This is a genomic window from Dyadobacter jiangsuensis, from assembly GCF_003014695.1.
GTDB classification, from domain to species: domain Bacteria; phylum Bacteroidota; class Bacteroidia; order Cytophagales; family Spirosomataceae; genus Dyadobacter; species Dyadobacter jiangsuensis.
The window spans coordinates 604,713-623,065 of the sequence record NZ_PYAS01000003.1 but is presented as its reverse complement, the minus strand read 5'-3'; the positions used below and the strand labels follow the sequence as shown (position 1 = coordinate 623,065).

10 protein-coding genes are annotated in these 18,353 nt (G+C 49.8%); 2 read left to right on the top strand and 8 right to left on the bottom strand.

Translation table 11 applies throughout. From position 1 onward, the window contains the following. Positions 1-364 precede the first annotated feature (364 nt). The 8 genes from CLV60_RS08405 to CLV60_RS08370 form a co-directional block, all read right to left on the bottom strand. Positions 365-2,620: a zinc metalloprotease gene (locus CLV60_RS08405; RefSeq protein ID WP_106594906.1), complete on the bottom strand. Its 2,256-nt coding sequence runs from the start codon at positions 2,618-2,620 to the stop codon at positions 365-367. A 50-nt stretch (positions 2,621-2,670) separates the two neighbouring features. After that, positions 2,671-2,952: a hypothetical protein gene (locus tag CLV60_RS08400; RefSeq protein ID WP_106594905.1), complete on the bottom strand. Its 282-nt coding sequence runs from the start codon at positions 2,950-2,952 to the stop codon at positions 2,671-2,673. An 11-nt stretch (positions 2,953-2,963) separates the two neighbouring features. Continuing rightward, positions 2,964-3,386, bottom strand: a complete 423-nt coding sequence (locus CLV60_RS08395; RefSeq protein WP_106594904.1) for a hypothetical protein — start codon at positions 3,384-3,386, stop codon at positions 2,964-2,966. A 172-nt stretch (positions 3,387-3,558) separates the two neighbouring features. Then, positions 3,559-4,218 (bottom strand): hypothetical protein, encoded by a 660-nt coding sequence (locus CLV60_RS08390; protein WP_106594903.1) that lies wholly within the window; start codon positions 4,216-4,218, stop codon positions 3,559-3,561. An 11-nt stretch (positions 4,219-4,229) separates the two neighbouring features. Continuing rightward, positions 4,230-4,775, bottom strand: a complete 546-nt coding sequence (locus tag CLV60_RS08385) for a hypothetical protein (protein ID WP_106594902.1) — start codon at positions 4,773-4,775, stop codon at positions 4,230-4,232. Between the two features lie 3 nt (positions 4,776-4,778). Next, the gene (locus CLV60_RS08380) at positions 4,779-6,002 is read right to left on the bottom strand and encodes a hypothetical protein (RefSeq protein WP_146151538.1); all 1,224 of its coding nucleotides are present in this window, start codon (positions 6,000-6,002) and stop codon (positions 4,779-4,781) included. 29 nt (positions 6,003-6,031) lie between these two features. Further along, complete coding sequence (locus CLV60_RS08375) at positions 6,032-6,667, bottom strand: response regulator (RefSeq protein WP_170118744.1); 636 nt, start codon at positions 6,665-6,667, stop codon at positions 6,032-6,034. A 64-nt stretch (positions 6,668-6,731) separates the two neighbouring features. Continuing rightward, positions 6,732-7,778, bottom strand: a complete 1,047-nt coding sequence (locus CLV60_RS08370) for an ATP-binding protein (protein ID WP_106594899.1) — start codon at positions 7,776-7,778, stop codon at positions 6,732-6,734. A gap of 428 nt (positions 7,779-8,206) precedes the next feature. On the opposite strand from CLV60_RS08370, the gene CLV60_RS08365 reads away from it, so the two are divergent. Together CLV60_RS08365 and CLV60_RS08360 are read left to right on the top strand one after the other, a co-directional pair. Beyond that, entirely contained in the window at positions 8,207-12,202 is a 3,996-nt protein-coding gene (locus tag CLV60_RS08365) for an ATP-binding protein (protein ID WP_106594898.1), read from the top strand. A gap of 182 nt (positions 12,203-12,384) precedes the next feature. After that, positions 12,385-18,273: a BspA family leucine-rich repeat surface protein gene (locus CLV60_RS08360; protein ID WP_106594897.1), complete on the top strand. Its 5,889-nt coding sequence runs from the start codon at positions 12,385-12,387 to the stop codon at positions 18,271-18,273. Positions 18,274-18,353 lie beyond the last annotated feature (80 nt).

Here is an 18,353-nt window from a genome sequence, read left to right as displayed (position 1 = left end):
GAGATTTCTGTCTAATTGGTGAGGAAATTTTGTCAAACAAGGCCTATTAACGAATTTATGCCCATACGGGCTGTAAGCGTCGGCGACAGTTGCCCAAACCAAAAGAGGCTGACCGTCTGCCGCTTCATTTTGTGGACCCCCAAAAAACAAAAGTCAAACCTATGCTCGAAGATTTAAGGAGGGCTGCCCGCTTTGGAAGGCCGGAACAAGTAACTCATGCGCCGTTTACCTCGCTTCCGACGAGTCGCAGCTCCTGCCTGGCACCGAGCTCATTATCAATGGCGGCATGGCCACATTGTAATTAATTGGGCATAAAAAAACCGGCGCATGAAAGAGCATTACTCCCCATGCGCCGGTTGCTGTTTTAGAGGTTTTTTGCTTTCGCCTCTGCTTGTTCTATCACCTCGCTAAGCACCTTGCGGCTCTTCATAGTCGAGATGGAGCTGGACATTACCTTCTTCGCTTCCGCTTTTTTGCCCGAGTCGTTCAATGCATCAGCCAGTGTTTCCAGCGACTGGAAGTAGTCGATATGCCCGAAGGTATCGGCCGCTTTTTGCGGCGCGTCGAGCAGCGCCGCGGTTTGCAGGCGGGCAGCTTCTTCGACATCCGCTTTGCCTGCTACCACAGCCAGCGAGCCGTCTTTTTCTTCCAATCTTTTGTATTGCTTCAACATCGGACCGGCCACCGCTTTGGCCGCATGCAACGACGCCGGGGTGCCCGGGAGCTTTTCGGCTACTTCTTTCAAAGTGTCCATCGCCTTGTTCAGCTCCGGCGCGCCGTCGAACACCAATGCGCGGCTCACGTCTTCGGTGAAGTAATCCGGCGCGATTTTGTTCTCTTCCTTGTCGGTAGAAGGCGCCACAAACACGCGCAGCACATTGCTCATCACCACCTCGTCGAGCATATCCACGCCTGCCTGGATGTTGTAGAAGCCTGGCTCGTCGATCAGCCAGCCGGAGGTCGAAGCGCTCACCAGGTGCGTGCCGTAGATCGACTCGCCCGGTGCCAGCATACTTTTGTGTTCCTGGTGGCACCGAACGATGAGCGGCTCCCATTTTCTGACGGTACCGCTATCTTTCTGCACGAACAGCACAATGTGGCCGCCGTCTTGGAGCAAATGTTCGTCGAGGGCCATCGGTTCTGCACTGGTGTTGGTTAGTTTGAGTTCGATACTCACCGGTTCGAGGAACGAATAGGTGTTATTCTCTCTGTTTGGCCGAACTTCCAGTTTGTAGCGTCCCGTAAAGAACTCCGGCTGCGGAGCCTCGAAACCGTGGTTGCTGAACCAGTTTTCATTACCCATTTGCACAAAACGGCGCGGCGCATGGCGCATAAACTGCAATTCCTCGTTGGTAAAGCGGAAATCGAAATTAGAGAAAAACGCGCTCTGTCCACCGCTCACGTTGTACGGATAGTTCATGAAACTTCTCGCCTCGGGCTGGTTCAGCAGCGGTATCCACGGGTTATAGCCCGGGCCCGACAACGCTTTCTGCCAGCTGTGCGCGAGGTTGAATGCGTGTCCCATTTCGTGGATCGCCGTCCAGAACAGCATCCGTTGCCGCCAAGCTGCTGGGTTAGCGTCGCCGACTGGCGCGTCTTTAATGAAGCTGTTGGTGAAAATGGCGGTACCCTGGCGGTGGTTCGGGCCAATGTCGTCGAACATCACCCCGCCCAGCCCGTAACCGGTATCGTGTTGATTCGCAAACAGTACCCACAATGCCCATTGCGGTTTGTTCGCAAATCTCGACCAGTAGGTTTGCATGGCGTTGTGCATTTCGCTGTCGCTCCACGTACCGTTGGCCCCGGCACCTGTTGCGGGAATCGGTGTGCTGTTGGGGGAAATGGTCGCATTGAAACCCGCCCGTTTGTAAACACTTTCCAGCGACAGTACCTCGTTAGGTAAGCTCGCGGGACGGTTGGGGTGGCTGTGCGTAGCGTAGTCGGTTGAGGGGTTACCGGCATTATCCACTTTATCCACCTCAAATTCGACGTCGTCGAAATACTGGCTTACAAAGTCGAGGTTATAGACACGTGTCGGCGTGCCTGCACCGGTTACCGTCAGTTTGTAGTTGGAATAACCTATGCCAATCCCTCTGCTGGCTTCGAAAAGCAGTTTTTCCCCTGGTATCAATGCATTGTTCCCCTCGCGGTAAGCGATCGTCGCCTGGATTTTGCGGCGGTTGAGTCCCGTGCATTGGTCGGACGTTACATTCGCGATCAAATGCGCCGTCGAGCGGGGCAGCAGTCGGGTAACCTCTATTGATATACGTTTTTGAGGATAAAACCGGTCCACGTCCACGCGAACTGTAATGCTCGTCAGGTTCAAAATCGGGATACCCGGTCCGCCGATCGGTGGCAGCACTGTTTTTAGCTTGTACCTGCCGCTCACCGCGGAGCATATTCTCAACGGAATGCCTGGAATGTTAGGGATCGGCAGGTCGGGAATGGGGTTCAGCGGCGGAATGGGTACGCCCGGGCCGTCAGGTCCGATGCCGCCCGCTTCTGCCACGGAGTCGTCGGCATCGTCGCCGTACACATATGCCTGGTAATCGGGATGCTGCTCATCGGACAAGGCGAGGGTTGGCGCCGGAGTTTCCGGCGCATTGTTTTTCTTAGACATGGTTTTAAACTGTTTAGGATAAAAAATGGGTGCTTAAACAATGCGGGATTTTACACGTAGCCGGGCATCTGGTCGGTGGGGCTGACTGTCAGCTTTCCATCTTCGAGACTGACCTTCACGTAGGGATGGCTTACCGGTACCGGCTGTTTGATGCTCCGGTCGGGCAACGCCACCTGGACTTTCGTGCCCCGGACGGCGTCCACCTTTTTGATGGCCGCCATCCCGAGCTGAAACCGGGTATTCAGGAAAAATTCTTCAACCACCTCGCCGTCGACGAGCAGCTGCGCTTTTTCGTTTGAAAACCCTTCCTGAAAATGAATTTCGACGATCATGGGAGTCGCCGCTACCGGATGTTTGTTTTCAGCTGCTCTGCGATGCCTTTCACCGCTTCGAGGGCTGCATTACCGATCAAACCAGAACGAATGTCCTCGATGGTGGCCAACATATGGTACTTGTTGATCGCGCCACGGAGGGGATCGGGTACGGGGTCGATGAAGCCGGGGTCGAAGATGCGCCACCATGGGCCGGGCCACGGACCGGGCCATGGACCTGGCCACGGGCGCGGCCACCGCCACGGATGAGTGCCGCAATACTCATCGAAATACTTGCTCAGGATTGTCTCCTGCGACTTGGAAATGAGCGCCATACCGTGCTTAGCCAGCAATTGCGCCGACTCTTTGGAATCGCTGAACTTGGCCAGCTGAACCAGCTGGATGCCTGTAAAATAGGCCTCCTGCACGGATTCGAATTCACTTTGCTTTGCCATAATGAACTGGATTTGAATGTTGGGAACAGACAGTCACCGGTGTGATGACATTTCAAATTTCCCCCAAATCCCCATGAAGCGGTATCGACAATTTTATGGATATTACAACCCGGTTAAAACAAAAAAGCACCCTCTCGCGAGCGTGCTTCCGGGGGCAGAGAATGCGCCGGGGCTACCGCGAACGCGGCATCATGCGTATCCCTTTGTAATACAGCATAAGCAGGCCCGATTTCAGAAAATTGCCCGAAATGAGCACTACGTAAAGGAAATGGTCATTCTGGTAAGGCAAGGCCATGTCGTACAGGAAGTCGATCACGGCGATAAGCAGGTAAATACCCAGGATACCGAGCACAAACCACGCGTCCCTGACGGCGAGAATGCTGCGCCCGAGGTTTTGCCGGTAAAGAACCGTAAGCGCCCACACCGACAGCATGAACAGGTACGCGTTGTTCACATATTCGCCATAACTATTATAGCTTTCGAGCCCTTGCAGCCAAAATGCGTTGGCGATCTGGAAGAGCACAAAAAGCACCGAAGCGATGTTGACGAGCCGGGTAATGAAACCGATATCGATGATCCTCGCCAGGAACAGTCCCAGCATCACAAACTCGATAGTAATGTAGGGATAATCCAAAAACAGGTTGTTGCTCAGCAGCGGCGCGGTAATGGCCGCCACGAGCTCTATGACTGATATCGACAGGAGGAAAACAAGGAAATACCGGTACTTGCCGTTCCAGGCACCACGCCTGCGCAGCGCCTGAAACGAAAGGAACAGCCATACCGCCGTAAGCAGCCATCCCGAAAACCGGTATAAAAAGAGTTCTGACAACATCCGTAAAACCGTTATGCGCCCGGAGGAGGTGTTTTAGATCCGGTACCGCCGCCGCCGTCTTCCGGCGAATAGGCGTAACGTCCGTCATATGTTATGAAGTCCCAGAGTGGCAACTTATCTCCTTCATCGTTAACCAGGTCTTCTCCGACAATTGGGAACGTTTCGACCGTGAGGGCCATCGCGGGTCTCTCCTTTCCGATCATAAACACAACTCCGGTCGCCTTGGGATAAATCGTATTGTTGAACTCACTGCTCTGGTCGTCGTTTTCATTGGTTATGCCATCGCCGCCAATGCAAGACTTCACAACTGTAAACCGGTAGTCGCCGCATGGCTTGCCCGCTTCCGCGAGCGCGAGTTCGGCCTCCTGCGGCAAAACACTGGTACTATCCGCGTCATCTACCAGCAACACGCGCTTGCCTGTTAGCCCGGCAACTAGTTGCAACAGTTCGTCAATCGAATACCGAAGGCCGAGACTGACCCTATCAGCCTTTTGCACACTTTTCATATTAGCAAAGCGCTTTACCCTTTCGATTGCGTATTCTTCTTCGTTGTCCATGTTTTACTTTTCGTTTAGAATTTTATAGAAAGAGGGAATAACAGCTAAGAATGCTTTAAGGGAAATATGGGAAATCCCCTTGTGCGATTTCGGAAAAATATATGCAAACGACCGGAACGGATCGAATACCCGCACCCTGCCATCTTTGACAAAGAATACATATTCCTGGCCAATGTCGAAAAACTGACATATCAATGCGGTATTAGGCCATTTTTCAAAATATTTAAGCGCGGCTTGTTCTGTTTTATCCGTCTGATCGTGGTCAATAACTTTCAGCTGCTTTGCGCCCCGGGATACCGCTCTTGCAGGCGCGGCCATTTGGGCGAGATTTACTACTCCCGCATGGTTGGTGCCTGCTACCGGAAGATATCTCAGGCCATTTTCAAGCGTCGAAATGTAATATGAGTTATCAGCCGAATTTAGAAAATAAGCGGTGTATTTGTTGTTTAAACCTGCCAGATACATTTTCAGATTGCTTCCTCCCACCAGAATGCTATCGAAAAAACGCTGTCCGTTGGCAAGCAAAATGCTAACATTGATATTTGTGACATTGAAATTATAATCCAGGATTTGATGATTACCAGCAACATTGGTCACCTGTCGAAAATCGCTGGTTGTTGTCGCCAGCGAGTCAAGATATCTTTGGACCAACTGCTTGGGATCAGCATCTGAAAATTCTGTGGGCTGCGATGCATCTCCTCCATTGACCTGACTTTGAAAAATCATGCCTTTGAACCACCCGGAAGCTGCAAATTGCTTGTAATTAAGATAGTATGTACGGCCTTTCGTTGCAGGATAAGGATCTAAAATCTTTATCCATTGCAGAAGCACCGATCCTGTCAACTGCTGTTCTACGGTTTTTACTGGCACGATAAAATGAAGATTGTTCGCGAAGCCCCACGACATAAGGGTTATGGCGGAAGCGCCTATATCGCTCTGCAACTGCTCGAAAGAAGGCACAGTTCTGCCGTTGTTTGATACAGGACTTCTACCAGCCAGAACCAGCCGGTCCTTCACCAATCTCAGCGTTTTGGTATTTCCTACATATGCACCTCTGTTGTCCCGAAGCCATGTATCGTTACAAAATTCTCTTGGATTTGTCGGGACATCACCGCCGTGATCCTCCCTCAACAGACTGCATTGCTTCAACTGTCCGTCGGTAAACATATCTAATGACGCAGCCCAGCAAGATTTAGGAAGAAATTGCGCAACAAGCGTTGTACTCATATCTGATAAAAGGTTAGTGATGGAGGATTTTATACGAGCTTCATTTCCAATGCTTTCACTACCGCTTCCGGGGCGGAGTTGACGTGCAGTTTTTCGTAAATGTGGTTTACATGCGTGGCCACCGTGCTGAACGAAATACCGCAGCTGGCGGCGATCATTTTGTAGCTCTGCCCTTTTACCATACACCCCAATATCTCCCGCTCGCGGTTGGTAAGGTCCACGAAGGTTTGCTCCGATTTCACAAACTGTTGCTGAAACATGGCCAGCACCTTCCGCGCAATGCCCGGCGACATGTGCGCACCGCCCGCATACACCTCGCGGATCGCCTTCACGTACACCTCCGGGTCGGGGCATTTGACGATGTAACCCGAAGCACCCGAGCAAATCGCCTGGAATACCTTATCGTCGTCTTCGAATACGGTCTGCATCAGTACCCTGGCGCCTGGCTGGCCCTGGCGGATTTCTACCAGCGCTTCAAGGCCCGACTTCCGGGGCATTTGAATGTCCATCAGCACGACGTCGGGTTTGTGTTTTTTGACCAGGTACACCGCATCCCGGGCGTCGGGAAGGGCGTCCACCAGCCAGATATCTTCCATGCCTGAAAGGAAAAGCAAGAGGCCCTGCCGGAAATTTTTGTTGTCTTCGAATAACAAAACCTTTATCATCGCCGATCGCATTGAGTGATGTTCCAAAATTCCGGTAAATGCCGCGGAAGAAAAATCCCCAATTTTAGGGATGGCAAAGTACTTCCACACGGGTACCTTCGCCCGGACGCGAGTGTACCAGCAAGTCGAGTCCCGACTCTTCGGCCCTTTTTCGGAGGTTGAAAATCCCGTTTCCCTCGTACTCCCGGTCGGTGTCGTAGCCTTTCCCGTTGTCTTTTATTTGCAGGAAAAGCGCATCGTTCAGGCGCTGCAGCCGCACGCTCACGCCCGTAGCGGCCGAATGCTTGACCGCGTTGTTGATCGTTTCTTTGAATATCAGGTAAATGTTCTTGCGCTGCTCCATACTGAGCTGCAAGTCGGCCAGGCTGCTTTCCGACTGAAATTCGAGATGCATATCGCATGCCGCAAGCGACTGGTTAGCAAAGGAATGCATTCTATCGATCAGCTTTTGCAGGGAATCGTTGCGGGGGTTAATGGCCCACACCGTGTCCTGCATCAGTTCCACCGATTCCCGGGAATTGTTGATAATGCGGTCGAGCACCGGCAGCGTTTCCGGCGTGGCGTTTTTGCGCAGCAACTCCACAAACAATGCAATGCTGTTGAGGTTCGAGCCCACCTCGTCGTGCAGGTCGGAGGCGATCTGATTTCGGAGGTATTGTAATTTGAGTTTCTGACGAAAGTTGTAGAGGCTGAAAATGTAGATCCCGACTCCCACTACCACGGCCACATATAAGGTAAGCAGGGGAATAAACCACCAGGCATTCCAGAACGCAGCCTCTTTGCGGATGACAAACCGACTCGTTTTCAACACCTTCGAATGAGCATCCAATACCCTGAAATGCAGCTCGTAATAGCCCTTCCTGAGCGTCTCGTAACGCACCGCGGGATAAACCGCGGAGATCCACCGGTCATCGATCGGGTCCATTCTGAATGCGTAGCTCAGGCCCTGGCCCGGATGCTGGGGAAGTTCAAGGAAAAATTCGTCCACCGCCTCGGGCATATACAGCGTATCCGGGAACCCCGTGTACGGCTTGCCATTGACTCGGCATCCGCCGGCGGAAAACGGTTCGGCGCCAGCAAAAAGCAGCAATATACAGATCACGGACTGCATCGTTTCGGCGGTTTGATGATCGGCGGTTTACTCATCAAATTAAGAAGATCTGCCCAAGGTCTGAGGTTGTGGTAGGATAACTTATTTACCGGCAATTATCGTCCCCAAAACGGTTAATGACTATTTACCTTAAAGTATTTTAGGACAATAGTGATTTTCGCCTATATTTTACCAAGAGAAGATTTGTAAGTACCGAAAAAAGTCCGGCCTCAAATGCCCAGAGAGCGAACCCAAATCTGACACTTACTGGATATTTACGCCTGCGAAAAATTTTTCTGTTGATGTCGGTCGATATTACCCGCAATCGGCCGGATGTACAATTGTCGGACAATTGAATCCGGACCATAACTCCGCGCCTTCAAAGCGATACGCTTGACTATTGAAATCAACTTAGTTAGCTTAGGTATTTACAACAACTTCCCTCTATTGTGAATGAAATTATTGTAAGCAGAAAAAGAGTCGCTTACGTCCTGTATCTGTTTTTTCTTTTAGTATTTTTCCAAAGAAATGTCAGCTTTGCTCAGCAACCCAGATACACTAACGAGCAAAGATTCAGCGTAGACGACGGCCTGCCGCAGAGTTTCATTACCGGTTTCGCACAGGATAAGGACGGATTTATCTGGGTTTCCACGCTTGACGGTCTTAGCCGGTTCGACGGACGGGTATTTAAAAACTTTCGAAACAAGCCGGCGGACCCTACTACCATTGCACAGAATGTGATTTTGAAAATATTGCCTCAGGCAGATAGCACTAAACTGACCCTGGTTTACGAGGGATTGCGCTATGATAGTTTTGACACACGAACTTTCAAGTCAAAGCGGATCCGTCACCTGTCGACTTTACAAAACATTCCGAATAGCAAAGCTCAGTTTCTGCTCAACAGAGCCAATGTTTATAACGGCACAGACTGGCTTTTCCCGGTGTCTGGTGCAGCAGGTATTGGGTGGAGAAATACGGATACGGGCAAGACTTTCTTCGCGAATACCGCCAATGGCCTCTTGAAGCAGGATACAGTCAGCGTTATTTTTCAAGCTGCCGATGGTAAAGTTTTCCTTATCTCGGAAGATGGCGTACAGGTCAGTGATAAGGCCAAAAAACATTTTGAATTCATCCGGATTAACACTTTCATAAAGAGGATCAAGCCTGAAATGTCCTTTGGAAGCAACTTCAATGCGGGTTCTGTTGCATTGCTGCCGGAAAACCGATTGCTGGTTTTCAGAGATGACCGGATTGTAATCCTTGATCTGGCCAAAAAAACTTCCAAATCCATCAACATCCCACCTGTGCCATTGCTTTATGTGGATAGTCATAAAGACTTACTTTGCCAGGATTCGAAGGGGATTGTCTATTTGGTGCACCGCGGTAGGATTTTCAGGGTGAATCAAAATGATCAGCTGGAGCTCATTTGGCAAAATACAACTGCACCGGATTTTAACATTACCGCCCTTTTTGTCGATAGATCGGATGTGCTGTGGGTGAGCATCAATACGCACGGGATCACTAAAATCGATTTGCGCGCGATACCCTTTTACACGCATGCTTACCGGAGAAGTTTTGTGGCCGACGTGCTGGAGAAAGCCGGCGTTCCATTGTCGGAAATCCCCCGTGAGTGGGCGACGCCGAAAGTTAATTATCATTTTCGTCAGGCATGGGCATCTAAAAACAGGCTCTATCTCACAGCGAACCCTCAGAGAAATGGTAAAATTTTCAGCTTCGAGGGTACGACATTTACCCGGTTCAAACACCAGCAGGATTCAACGACTTATACTGCCCTTGTGGTGAAACCGGAAGGAGAAATTTGCGTGCTGGACCATTTGAATTCCAGGTGGTATACGTGGAAAAACCCCGCTTCGATACCGGACTCGTTTTCTTTGGACCGATCCGAAATGGTCAACATTGAAGTGACTGATGGCTGCTTTGTGAAAGGGCATTTCTGGCTATCGACCTATTCGACGGGGTTGCTTCAATACAAGGGCGCGCGGAGGGTTGGACATTTTATGGGAAAATTGCCTGGTTCGCAAGGATACATGCCGAAAGAGTTAACGGAGATTTGCCCGGACCCCATCGATGAAAACCTGCTATGGATAGGCTCCAGAGGGTCTGGGCTGATCCTTTGGGATATCGAGAAAGGCTTGCGAAATATCTTTACGGTTAATGACGGATTGCCCAACAACACGGTATACTGCATTTTGCCGGACAAAACAGGAAAATTGTGGTGCAGTACCAACAAAGGGATTTTCAGGTTTGACCCGAAGACAAAAGAAGTCTACTCATTTGAAAAATCGGACGGATTGCAGGGGAATGAGTTTAACAGGGCCCATAAGTTTCGCTTTTTTGATGGGAGACTCGCTTTCGGTGGTGTGAAAGGATATACGATATTTGATCCTGCCGACTTCGATCATGCTTATCGGGAAACCTCTGTGCCTATCCAGCTGACCAGTTTGCAGATCAATAACCAGCTCCATAACTCGTCACAACCGGACAATATCGTTCAGGCCCCGTTAAGCCTGATTCGCGAAATAGATCTTCCTTTCGATAAAAATAACCTGCGATTTGAATTTGCAGCCCTACTTTTCAACCAGCCGGGCAAAACAAAATATCGATTCCAGATGGTTGGAATCGATAAACAGTGGGTAGAAAATGGAACGAGCAACGTCGCCTCTTATCTGGGTTTGTCGCCTGGCTCGTATAAACTACTTGTTAATGCGACTGACAACAGGGGGATATGGAGTAAAGATTTTAAGGAAATCAGAATTGTGATTCGTCCGCCATTTTGGGCGACAGTCTGGGCTTATCTCATTTATGTATTGATGCTGGTTTTCATTGTCTGGCGCTACCTGGTTTTCAGAGAAGAGCGGATGATTACCCGGCAGAACCTGGCTTTTGAAAAGCGTGAGGCGCTCAGGCTGAAAGAAGTAGACGAACTGAAAGATCGTTTTTTTAGCAACGTGACGCATGAATTCAGGACTCCTTTGACATTGATTATCAGTCCTTTGAAAAAATTACTGTCGGATGGAGCAGTTTCTGGGACGGTGCAACAAACACTGCTGGGTATTGAGAAAAACTCCAACAAGCTACTCGATTTGATCAATGAGTTTCTTGATTTCTCAAAGCTTAACGACGGACAGATGCCGGTGAATACCTCTTCGGGGGAACTGGCCTTGTTTGTATCCAGCTGCGTTGGGTCGTTCGAAACAGTCGCTTTAGAAAAACAAATAGCACTTTCCTTTTCGGCGGGAGACGTTGATGGCTTTTATCTCTTTGATCAGGAAAAGTGGAGCAAAATTATTTTCAATCTGGTGGGCAATGCGTTGAAATTCACCTCGGAAAGAGGGGCTATTTCCGTTGGGTTGAAACATACCTCGGCTGAACATATCTTGCTCGAAGTATGGGATAATGGTCCTGGCATTGCCGAAGAAGAGCAACAGAAAGTATTTGAAAGGTTTTATCAGGTCGATGGATCAGCTATTCGCCGCCAGGGGGGGACGGGGATCGGTCTTTCTCTGGTAAAGGAACTTGTGGAATTGATGAGAGGGAATATCCGCCTGGATAGCGCACCCGGAAAATACAGCCGGTTTTTGGTCGAGCTTCCTGTGTCAAGGTCCTTTTGGCCTGAAAATGAGTCAACAGACCCGGATACGACTCCGTCACGCCCTGCGCAACCAGACGATGTGCTGCCGCAGCTCCTCGTGGTAGAGGATAACGAGGAGTTACGTGCATTCATGATGCGAAGTCTGGAAGGGTCTTATCGGGTAACTGGTGCTGCTAATGGCATTTTGGCTTGGGAAATAATCCGGACGACCCTTCCGGATATCGTCATCAGTGATGTGATGATGCCGGGCCGGGATGGTTTCGACCTCTGTAACTTGTGTAAGTCGGACCCGCTTACGGCACACATCGGGTTTATTCTGCTGACTTCCAAAGCTGCACATCAGGCGCGTCTGCGGGGATTGCAGGCCGGAGCAGATGATTATGTTACCAAGCCATTTCAAATGGATGAGCTGGCCTTGCGTATACTAAACCTTTTCCGGTTGCAGCAGTACGTTCGTATCCAATTGAAGACCCAAATATTCAGTAATCTACCGGACGATAGTTCGAAAATCACGGATCCGTTTCTTGACCGTCTGCATCAGCAAATTGAAGCCAGACTGGCTGATCCCGACCTTATGGTGGAGGATCTCTGCAAGGCGCTTTCGATTAGCAAGAGTACACTTAACCGCAAGCTGAAAGCATTACTGGATGCTTCCGCCACGGACTTGATCCGGCAATACAGACTCGAAAAGGCCTCTAAGCTGCTACGATCCGGAATGGATATTGCGTCCGTATCCTATGAAGTTGGCTTCGGAAGTCCCTCGTATTTTACACAATGCTTCCGCGAACACTATCATGTAACTCCTTCGGAATACATTTCCAACCTCTTCTGATCCAAAATTGATAGCATTTGAATCAAAAATGATAGTGCCCCAAAAGCGCTGACGATACTTTTGGGCGTAGGGCCAAACCAAATTCTCAGAGCCCCGGATTGGAGCAGATGAACGCATGTAAACATGACAAGTTCACTCAATTTGAGTTGAAACGGAGGCGCTTTACCTAAATAACCCTATACATGAGAATAATTTACATAATGCTGCTGGCCCTGGTGAGCCAGTTTACCCTGGCCCAGAGCGATTTTATTACCCGATGGGACCTCTCCACCGCAGGCTCGGGGGCAACACAGCTTAGTTTTGGCGTGGCAACAACTGGTTCGGTCAACTATACCTGGGCAGAAGTATCGCCTGGTACCGCCACAGGTTCCGGTGTTTTTAATGGCTCTACCTTTACTATCAAGGGTTTGCCCGCCGGGGCCACGATTGATCTCCGCATTTCGCCAACCAATTTTCAAAGGTTTATCATGAGTAACGGCTCGGACAGGAATCGGCTGATCGACATCCGGCAATGGGGTACGACGGGTTGGACCTCGATGCAGAATGCCTTCTATGGCTGTTCCAAGCTGCAGGTCAGTGCCACGGATGTACCGAATCTGGCTGGGGTTGATGAGATGAGTTTAATGTTTAGGGAGTGCACGGTCCTGAATGGCCCTGCGAATATAGGCACCTGGAATACGGAGAATGTAATGTCCATGTTCGGACTGTTTAATGGTGCCCGCGCATTTAATCAACCCATAGGCGATTGGAATACCCAAAACGTAATCTACATGGATGGTATGTTTCTCAATGCCCATGCTTTTAATCAGCCCATAGGCAATTGGAACACCCAAAACGTGAAAAGTATGCCGTCCATGTTTGCCGAGGCCCGTGTATTTAATCAACCCATTGGTAACTGGAATATCCAAAACGTGACCTCTCTGGTTAACACGTTTGGTAATGCGACCGCCTTTGATCAGGCGCTGGGAAACTGGACGCTAAACCCGTCCGTAAGTTTGACTTCAGTTTTCTTTGGAAGTGCCCTGAGTTGCTACAACTACAGTGAAACGCTGAAAGGATGGAGTGCGAACCCTGCCACCCCGAATGGGCGTGACCTAGGGTTTGCGATAGCCCACGGCGTAACCTACAGCCCCAGTGCAGCAGCCGCCCGCAACAACCTGATTAACAATAAAGGATGGTATTTTTGGGGAGACACCCAATCGAGTACCGAATGTTTGGGCGCCGCGTCTTATTTCAAGACCCGGTGGAACCTTTCTACGGCTGGTTCAGGAGCCACCCAACTTAGTTTTGCCGTGGCCACCTCCGGTGAGGTGAACTATATCTGGACGGAAGTGTCGCCCGGCACGGCCACAGGTTCGGGGACATTCAATGGTTCTACCGCCACGATTACAGACCTACCCGCCGGGGCCACCATAGAGCTCCAAATTTCACCAGTCAATTTCCAAAGAATAATCATTAATGACGGTGCAGATAAGGATCGCCTGGTTAACATCAGGCAATGGGGGACGACAACGTGGAGTTCAATGGCTGATGCTTTCCGAGGTTGTACCAACCTGCAGATTGGTGCCTCAGATATCCCCGATTTGAGCCTGGTTACCGATATGAGCGCCATGTTTAAGGGTTGTACTATCCTTAACGGACCAATCAATATCGGTAACTGGGACACTCAAAATGTGACTAATATGAGTTCAACGTTTGAGGGAGCTAGTGCCTTCGATAAAAATATAGGCAACTGGAATACCCGGAACGTAACTGATATGGGTAATTTGTTTAATGGAGCCACGGCTTTTGATCAACCTTTAGGAAACTGGACGCTAAATGCAGCTGTAAGCCTGGCCTCCATTTTTGAAAATAGCGGTTTGAGCTGTTATAGTTACAGCGGAACACTGAAAGGATGGAGTGGCAATGCCGCCACACCGGATGGACTTACCTTGCAAGCTGATGGCAGAAGTTACAGCACCAGCGCGGAAAATGCCCGTACTAATTTGATCGACAAAGGATGGACGATTGGCGGCGATGCGCCTTCTGGCACCGAATGCCCGCCTCCTTTGTCGGTTACACAATTTGTTACCCGCTGGAATCTCTCTACCACCGGTTCCGGAGCAACCCAGCTTAGTTTCGGTGTGGCCACATCCGGTTCGGTGAGCTATAACTGGACTGAAATATCGCCTGGCGGGGCTACGGGTTCGGGCACTTTTGATGGTTCTACTGCCACCATTACCGGCTTGCCTGCGGGAGCCACTATTGAGCTACGCATAGCACCTACCCACTTCGAAAGGTTCATAATCAATAACGGAGCAGACAAAAACCGGCTGACCGATGTTTCCCAATGGGGCGCTACCCACTGGAGTTCTATGGCCGAGGCTTTCTATGGCTGTGCCAAACTCAAAATCAGCGCAACAGACATACCCGATTTGAGTATTGTCACAGATATGGGGTCGATGTTTAATGGGTGCACAATCCTTAACAGTCCCCTTAATATCAACAGTTGGAATACGCAAAGCGTCGTGAACATGTCCGGGATGTTTCGCGGTGCCAGTACATTTAATCAGCCAATTGGTAACTGGAATACAGGAAACGTTACTTCTTTTTATAAAATGTTTGAAGGAGCCAGCGCCTTTAATCAACCTATTGCCGGCTGGGCTACCCAAAGCGTGACCAATATGGGTGAAATGTTTTTTGGAGCCGGTGGCTTTAACCAAAATATAGGCGGTTGGAATACCGGAAATGTGACCAATATGAATGGTATGTTCCGAAAAGCCAGCGCGTTCAATCAGGCGATTGGTGCCTGGAATACCTCCAACGTAGTCGATATGGCGTTCTTGTTTCGTGAGGCCATTGTTTTTAATCAATCCATTAACAATTGGAATACCCAGAAAGTAACTGCTGTGAACGGCATGTTTCAAAATGCGGTTGCTTTCAACCAACCCATTGATAGCTGGAATACTGCCAACGTGGTCAATATGAGTGAGATGTTTCGTAGTGCCACAGGTTTCAATCGCGCTATTTCCAATTGGAATACCCAAAAAGTGACGGCTATGAACGGGATGTTTCGAGACGCAGGGGCTTTCAACCAATCCGTTGCCAATTGGAATATCCAGAGGGTAACGGATATGACTTCCATGTTTCAAGGTGCCGGTAGTTTCAATCAATCGCTCGGCAATTGGACGCTGAACGCGTCGGTGACTTTAACCTCCGTTTTTACGAATAGCGGGCTGAGCTGTAATAGTTACAGCGCAACACTGATCGGTTGGGCCGCCAACACCGCCACACCGAGCGGACTTACTTTGGAGGTCAATGGCAGAAGGTACAACCCCGGCGCAGGAGGCGCACGCAATGATCTGATTACACTCAAAGGGTGGACCATAGAGGGCGATATAGCTGTGGATACAGATTGTGCAACCCCCTTGACGATTACACATTTCGTTACCCGGTGGGACCTCTCAACTGCCGGCACCGGAGATTCCCAGCTTAGTTTCGGCGTAACCACTTCAGGCCCGGTCAGTTATACCTGGACCGAAATATCGCCGGGTACTGCATCAGGATCAGGCACTTTCAATGGCTCCACCGCTACAATCACCGGCCTGCCAACCGGTGCCATCATTGAGCTTCGTATCTCGCCTACCAATTTTCAAAGGATCCGAATCAGTAACGGAGTAGACAGAAACAGGCTCGTAGATGTCAGTCAATGGGGAAGGACTGTCTGGGTTTCTATGAACAACGCCTTTGCTTTCTGCGGCAAGCTGCAAATCAGCGCTACGGATGTGCCCAATTTGAGTCTCGTGACCGACATGAGCACTATGTTCGTCGGCTGCGATGTCCTTAACGGTCCGACGAACATCAATAGTTGGAACACCCAAAAGGTAACGTCTATGGCTGGTATGTTTCGCAGTGCCATCGCTTTCAACCAACCTATCGGCAATTGGGATACGCGAAACGTGACGGATATGTCCGGTATGTTTCGTGAGGCCAGGGTATTTAATCAGCCGATCGGCAATTGGAACACCCAAAACGTGACGGATATGGGACAAATGTTTCTCAATGCCGATGTTTTTAATCAGCCGATCGGCAATTGGAATACCCAAAACGTGTCGTCTATGCTAACCATGTTCAATGGAGCCCTCGCTTTTAATCAACCTATTGGGAACTGGAACACGCAAAATGTGACGACTATGAGTTCCATGTTTGCGGATGCTCGCGCGTTCAATCAGCCTATCGGCACTTGGAATACCCAAAAGGTAACGGCTATGGTTGGTATGTTTCGCAATGCCATCGCTTTCAACCAGCCTATCGGCAATTGGAATGTCCAACTGGTAGCCAATTTGAATTCCATGTTTAACGGCGCCAGTGCTTTTGATCAATCATTGGGAAATTGGACGCTGAATGCATCCCAGGGATTAACTGCGATTTTTACTAACAGCGGCCTAAGCTGCTATACCTACAGTGAAACGCTGAAAGGATGGGGTACCAATGCTGCCACTCCTAATTTGCTGAACCTTGATGCCGATGGCAGAACGTACAGTCCCAGTGCAGCCGCAGCACGGAACGATCTGATTGCCAGTAAAGGGTGGACGATCACCGGTGACGCCCCGTCGGGAACCGAATGCCTGGCTCCCGTGTCGGCGGATCAATTTATCACCCGGTGGAACCTCTCTACGACAGGTTCGGGAGCTACTCAGCTTAGTTTCGGCGTGGTTACATCGGGTTCGGTTAGCTATGTCTGGACGGAAGTGACGCCGGGTGGGGGCAGAACAACAGCTTCGTCGTATACCCTGGCCTCGGGTGTCGGGACTTTCAATGGCGCTACTGCCAGCATTACCGATTTGCCCGCAGGAGCCACAATTGAGCTCCGCATCTTGCCAAACAATTTCCGTGGAATTGCAATCAATAATGGCGCTGATAAAAACCGGCTGACCGATATTAAACAATGGGGAACAACTGCCTGGAGTTCTTTGGCAGCTGGCTTCTATGGCTGTTCCAAGCTACAAATCAGCGCTACCGATGTGCCCAATCTACTCGGAGTTACCGATCTGAGCGCGATGTTTAAAGAATGTACGGCACTGAATAGCCCGGCCAACATAGGTAGTTGGAATACCCAGGAAGTAACGACAATGGAGGAAATGTTTAAAGGTGCTACCGCCTTCAATCAACTTATCGGTAATTGGAACGTCCAAAAGGTTGTCAATATGAATTCAATGTTCATGGATGCCGCTACTTTTAATCAGTCTCTGGGAAATTGGTCATTGAACCCTTTTGCTATTGTGACACTCACTTCTTTTTTGACAAACAGTGGGCTGGATTGTTATTATTACAGTGAAACCCTAAAAGGATGGGCGGGGAAGAATCCGATTTCTCCTGCTGTTACCCTGGATGCAGGTACCAGAAAATACAGTCCTAGCGCAAAGAATGCGCGTAATTTTCTGGTAGATGATATGGACGGCTGGGCGTGGACTATTATTGATGGTGGCGAATCTCCTACGGAATGTCGGGATCCGCTCCCGGTTTCGTTAGTCTCGTTTTCCGGGCAAAGAAACAACGAAAACCAGAACGTGTTGAAATGGGCAACGGCCGATGAAAGGAATTTCGACCGTTTTGAAATCCAACGATCCTCCAATGCGGTCCTCTTTCAGACAATCGGGGAGGTGCAGGGGCAAAGAGAGCGCTATGATCCGTCGGGCGGATCCGCTCAGAACCAGTTATTAAGCAGGTACACCTTCACAGATCCGGCACCTGTTTCTGCACATTACTACCGGCTTCGCATGGTCGACAGGGATGATTCGTTTGAGTACTCGCGTATCATCTTTATTGACAACCAGGCGGCGAAACCGCTTATCGGCCCATTTTATCCCAATCCATCAAGTGGAAAAGTATTGGTGGATGTAGATGCGCTGGAAAGTGGCCGCTGGATACTGACCGTGGTAGATGCCAGTGGTAAAGGTATTGAAACGCGTACTTACGATTTAAAAAAGGGGAAGAATACCATCAGTCTTGAGAATTTCGCGCCGGGGATCAATTTGGTACGTTTTGAGAGCGGCAAGTTTTCACAGGTAAGGAAGCTGGTCCGGGAATAGGTTTCTTACATCATGCCCGGATTTCGGCGTGGATAACATAAATCCTGACGCCGCGCTCAACCTCACACTAAAGAAAATCA

Coding starts and splice junctions, on each gene's coding strand:
- CLV60_RS08390 (WP_106594903.1), bottom strand. CDS start 4,218: ATGTTGTCAGAACTCTTTTTATACCGGTTTTCGGGATGGCTGCTTACG.
- CLV60_RS08400 (WP_106594905.1), bottom strand. CDS start 2,952: ATGATCGTCGAAATTCATTTTCAGGAAGGGTTTTCAAACGAAAAAGCG.
- CLV60_RS08380 (WP_146151538.1), bottom strand. CDS start 6,002: ATGAGTACAACGCTTGTTGCGCAATTTCTTCCTAAATCTTGCTGGGCT.
- CLV60_RS08360 (WP_106594897.1), top strand. CDS start 12,385: ATGAGAATAATTTACATAATGCTGCTGGCCCTGGTGAGCCAGTTTACC.
- CLV60_RS08375 (WP_170118744.1), bottom strand. CDS start 6,667: ATGATAAAGGTTTTGTTATTCGAAGACAACAAAAATTTCCGGCAGGGC.
- CLV60_RS08385 (WP_106594902.1), bottom strand. CDS start 4,775: ATGGACAACGAAGAAGAATACGCAATCGAAAGGGTAAAGCGCTTTGCT.
- CLV60_RS08405 (WP_106594906.1), bottom strand. CDS start 2,620: ATGTCTAAGAAAAACAATGCGCCGGAAACTCCGGCGCCAACCCTCGCC.
- CLV60_RS08370 (WP_106594899.1), bottom strand. CDS start 7,778: ATGCAGTCCGTGATCTGTATATTGCTGCTTTTTGCTGGCGCCGAACCG.
- CLV60_RS08395 (WP_106594904.1), bottom strand. CDS start 3,386: ATGGCAAAGCAAAGTGAATTCGAATCCGTGCAGGAGGCCTATTTTACA.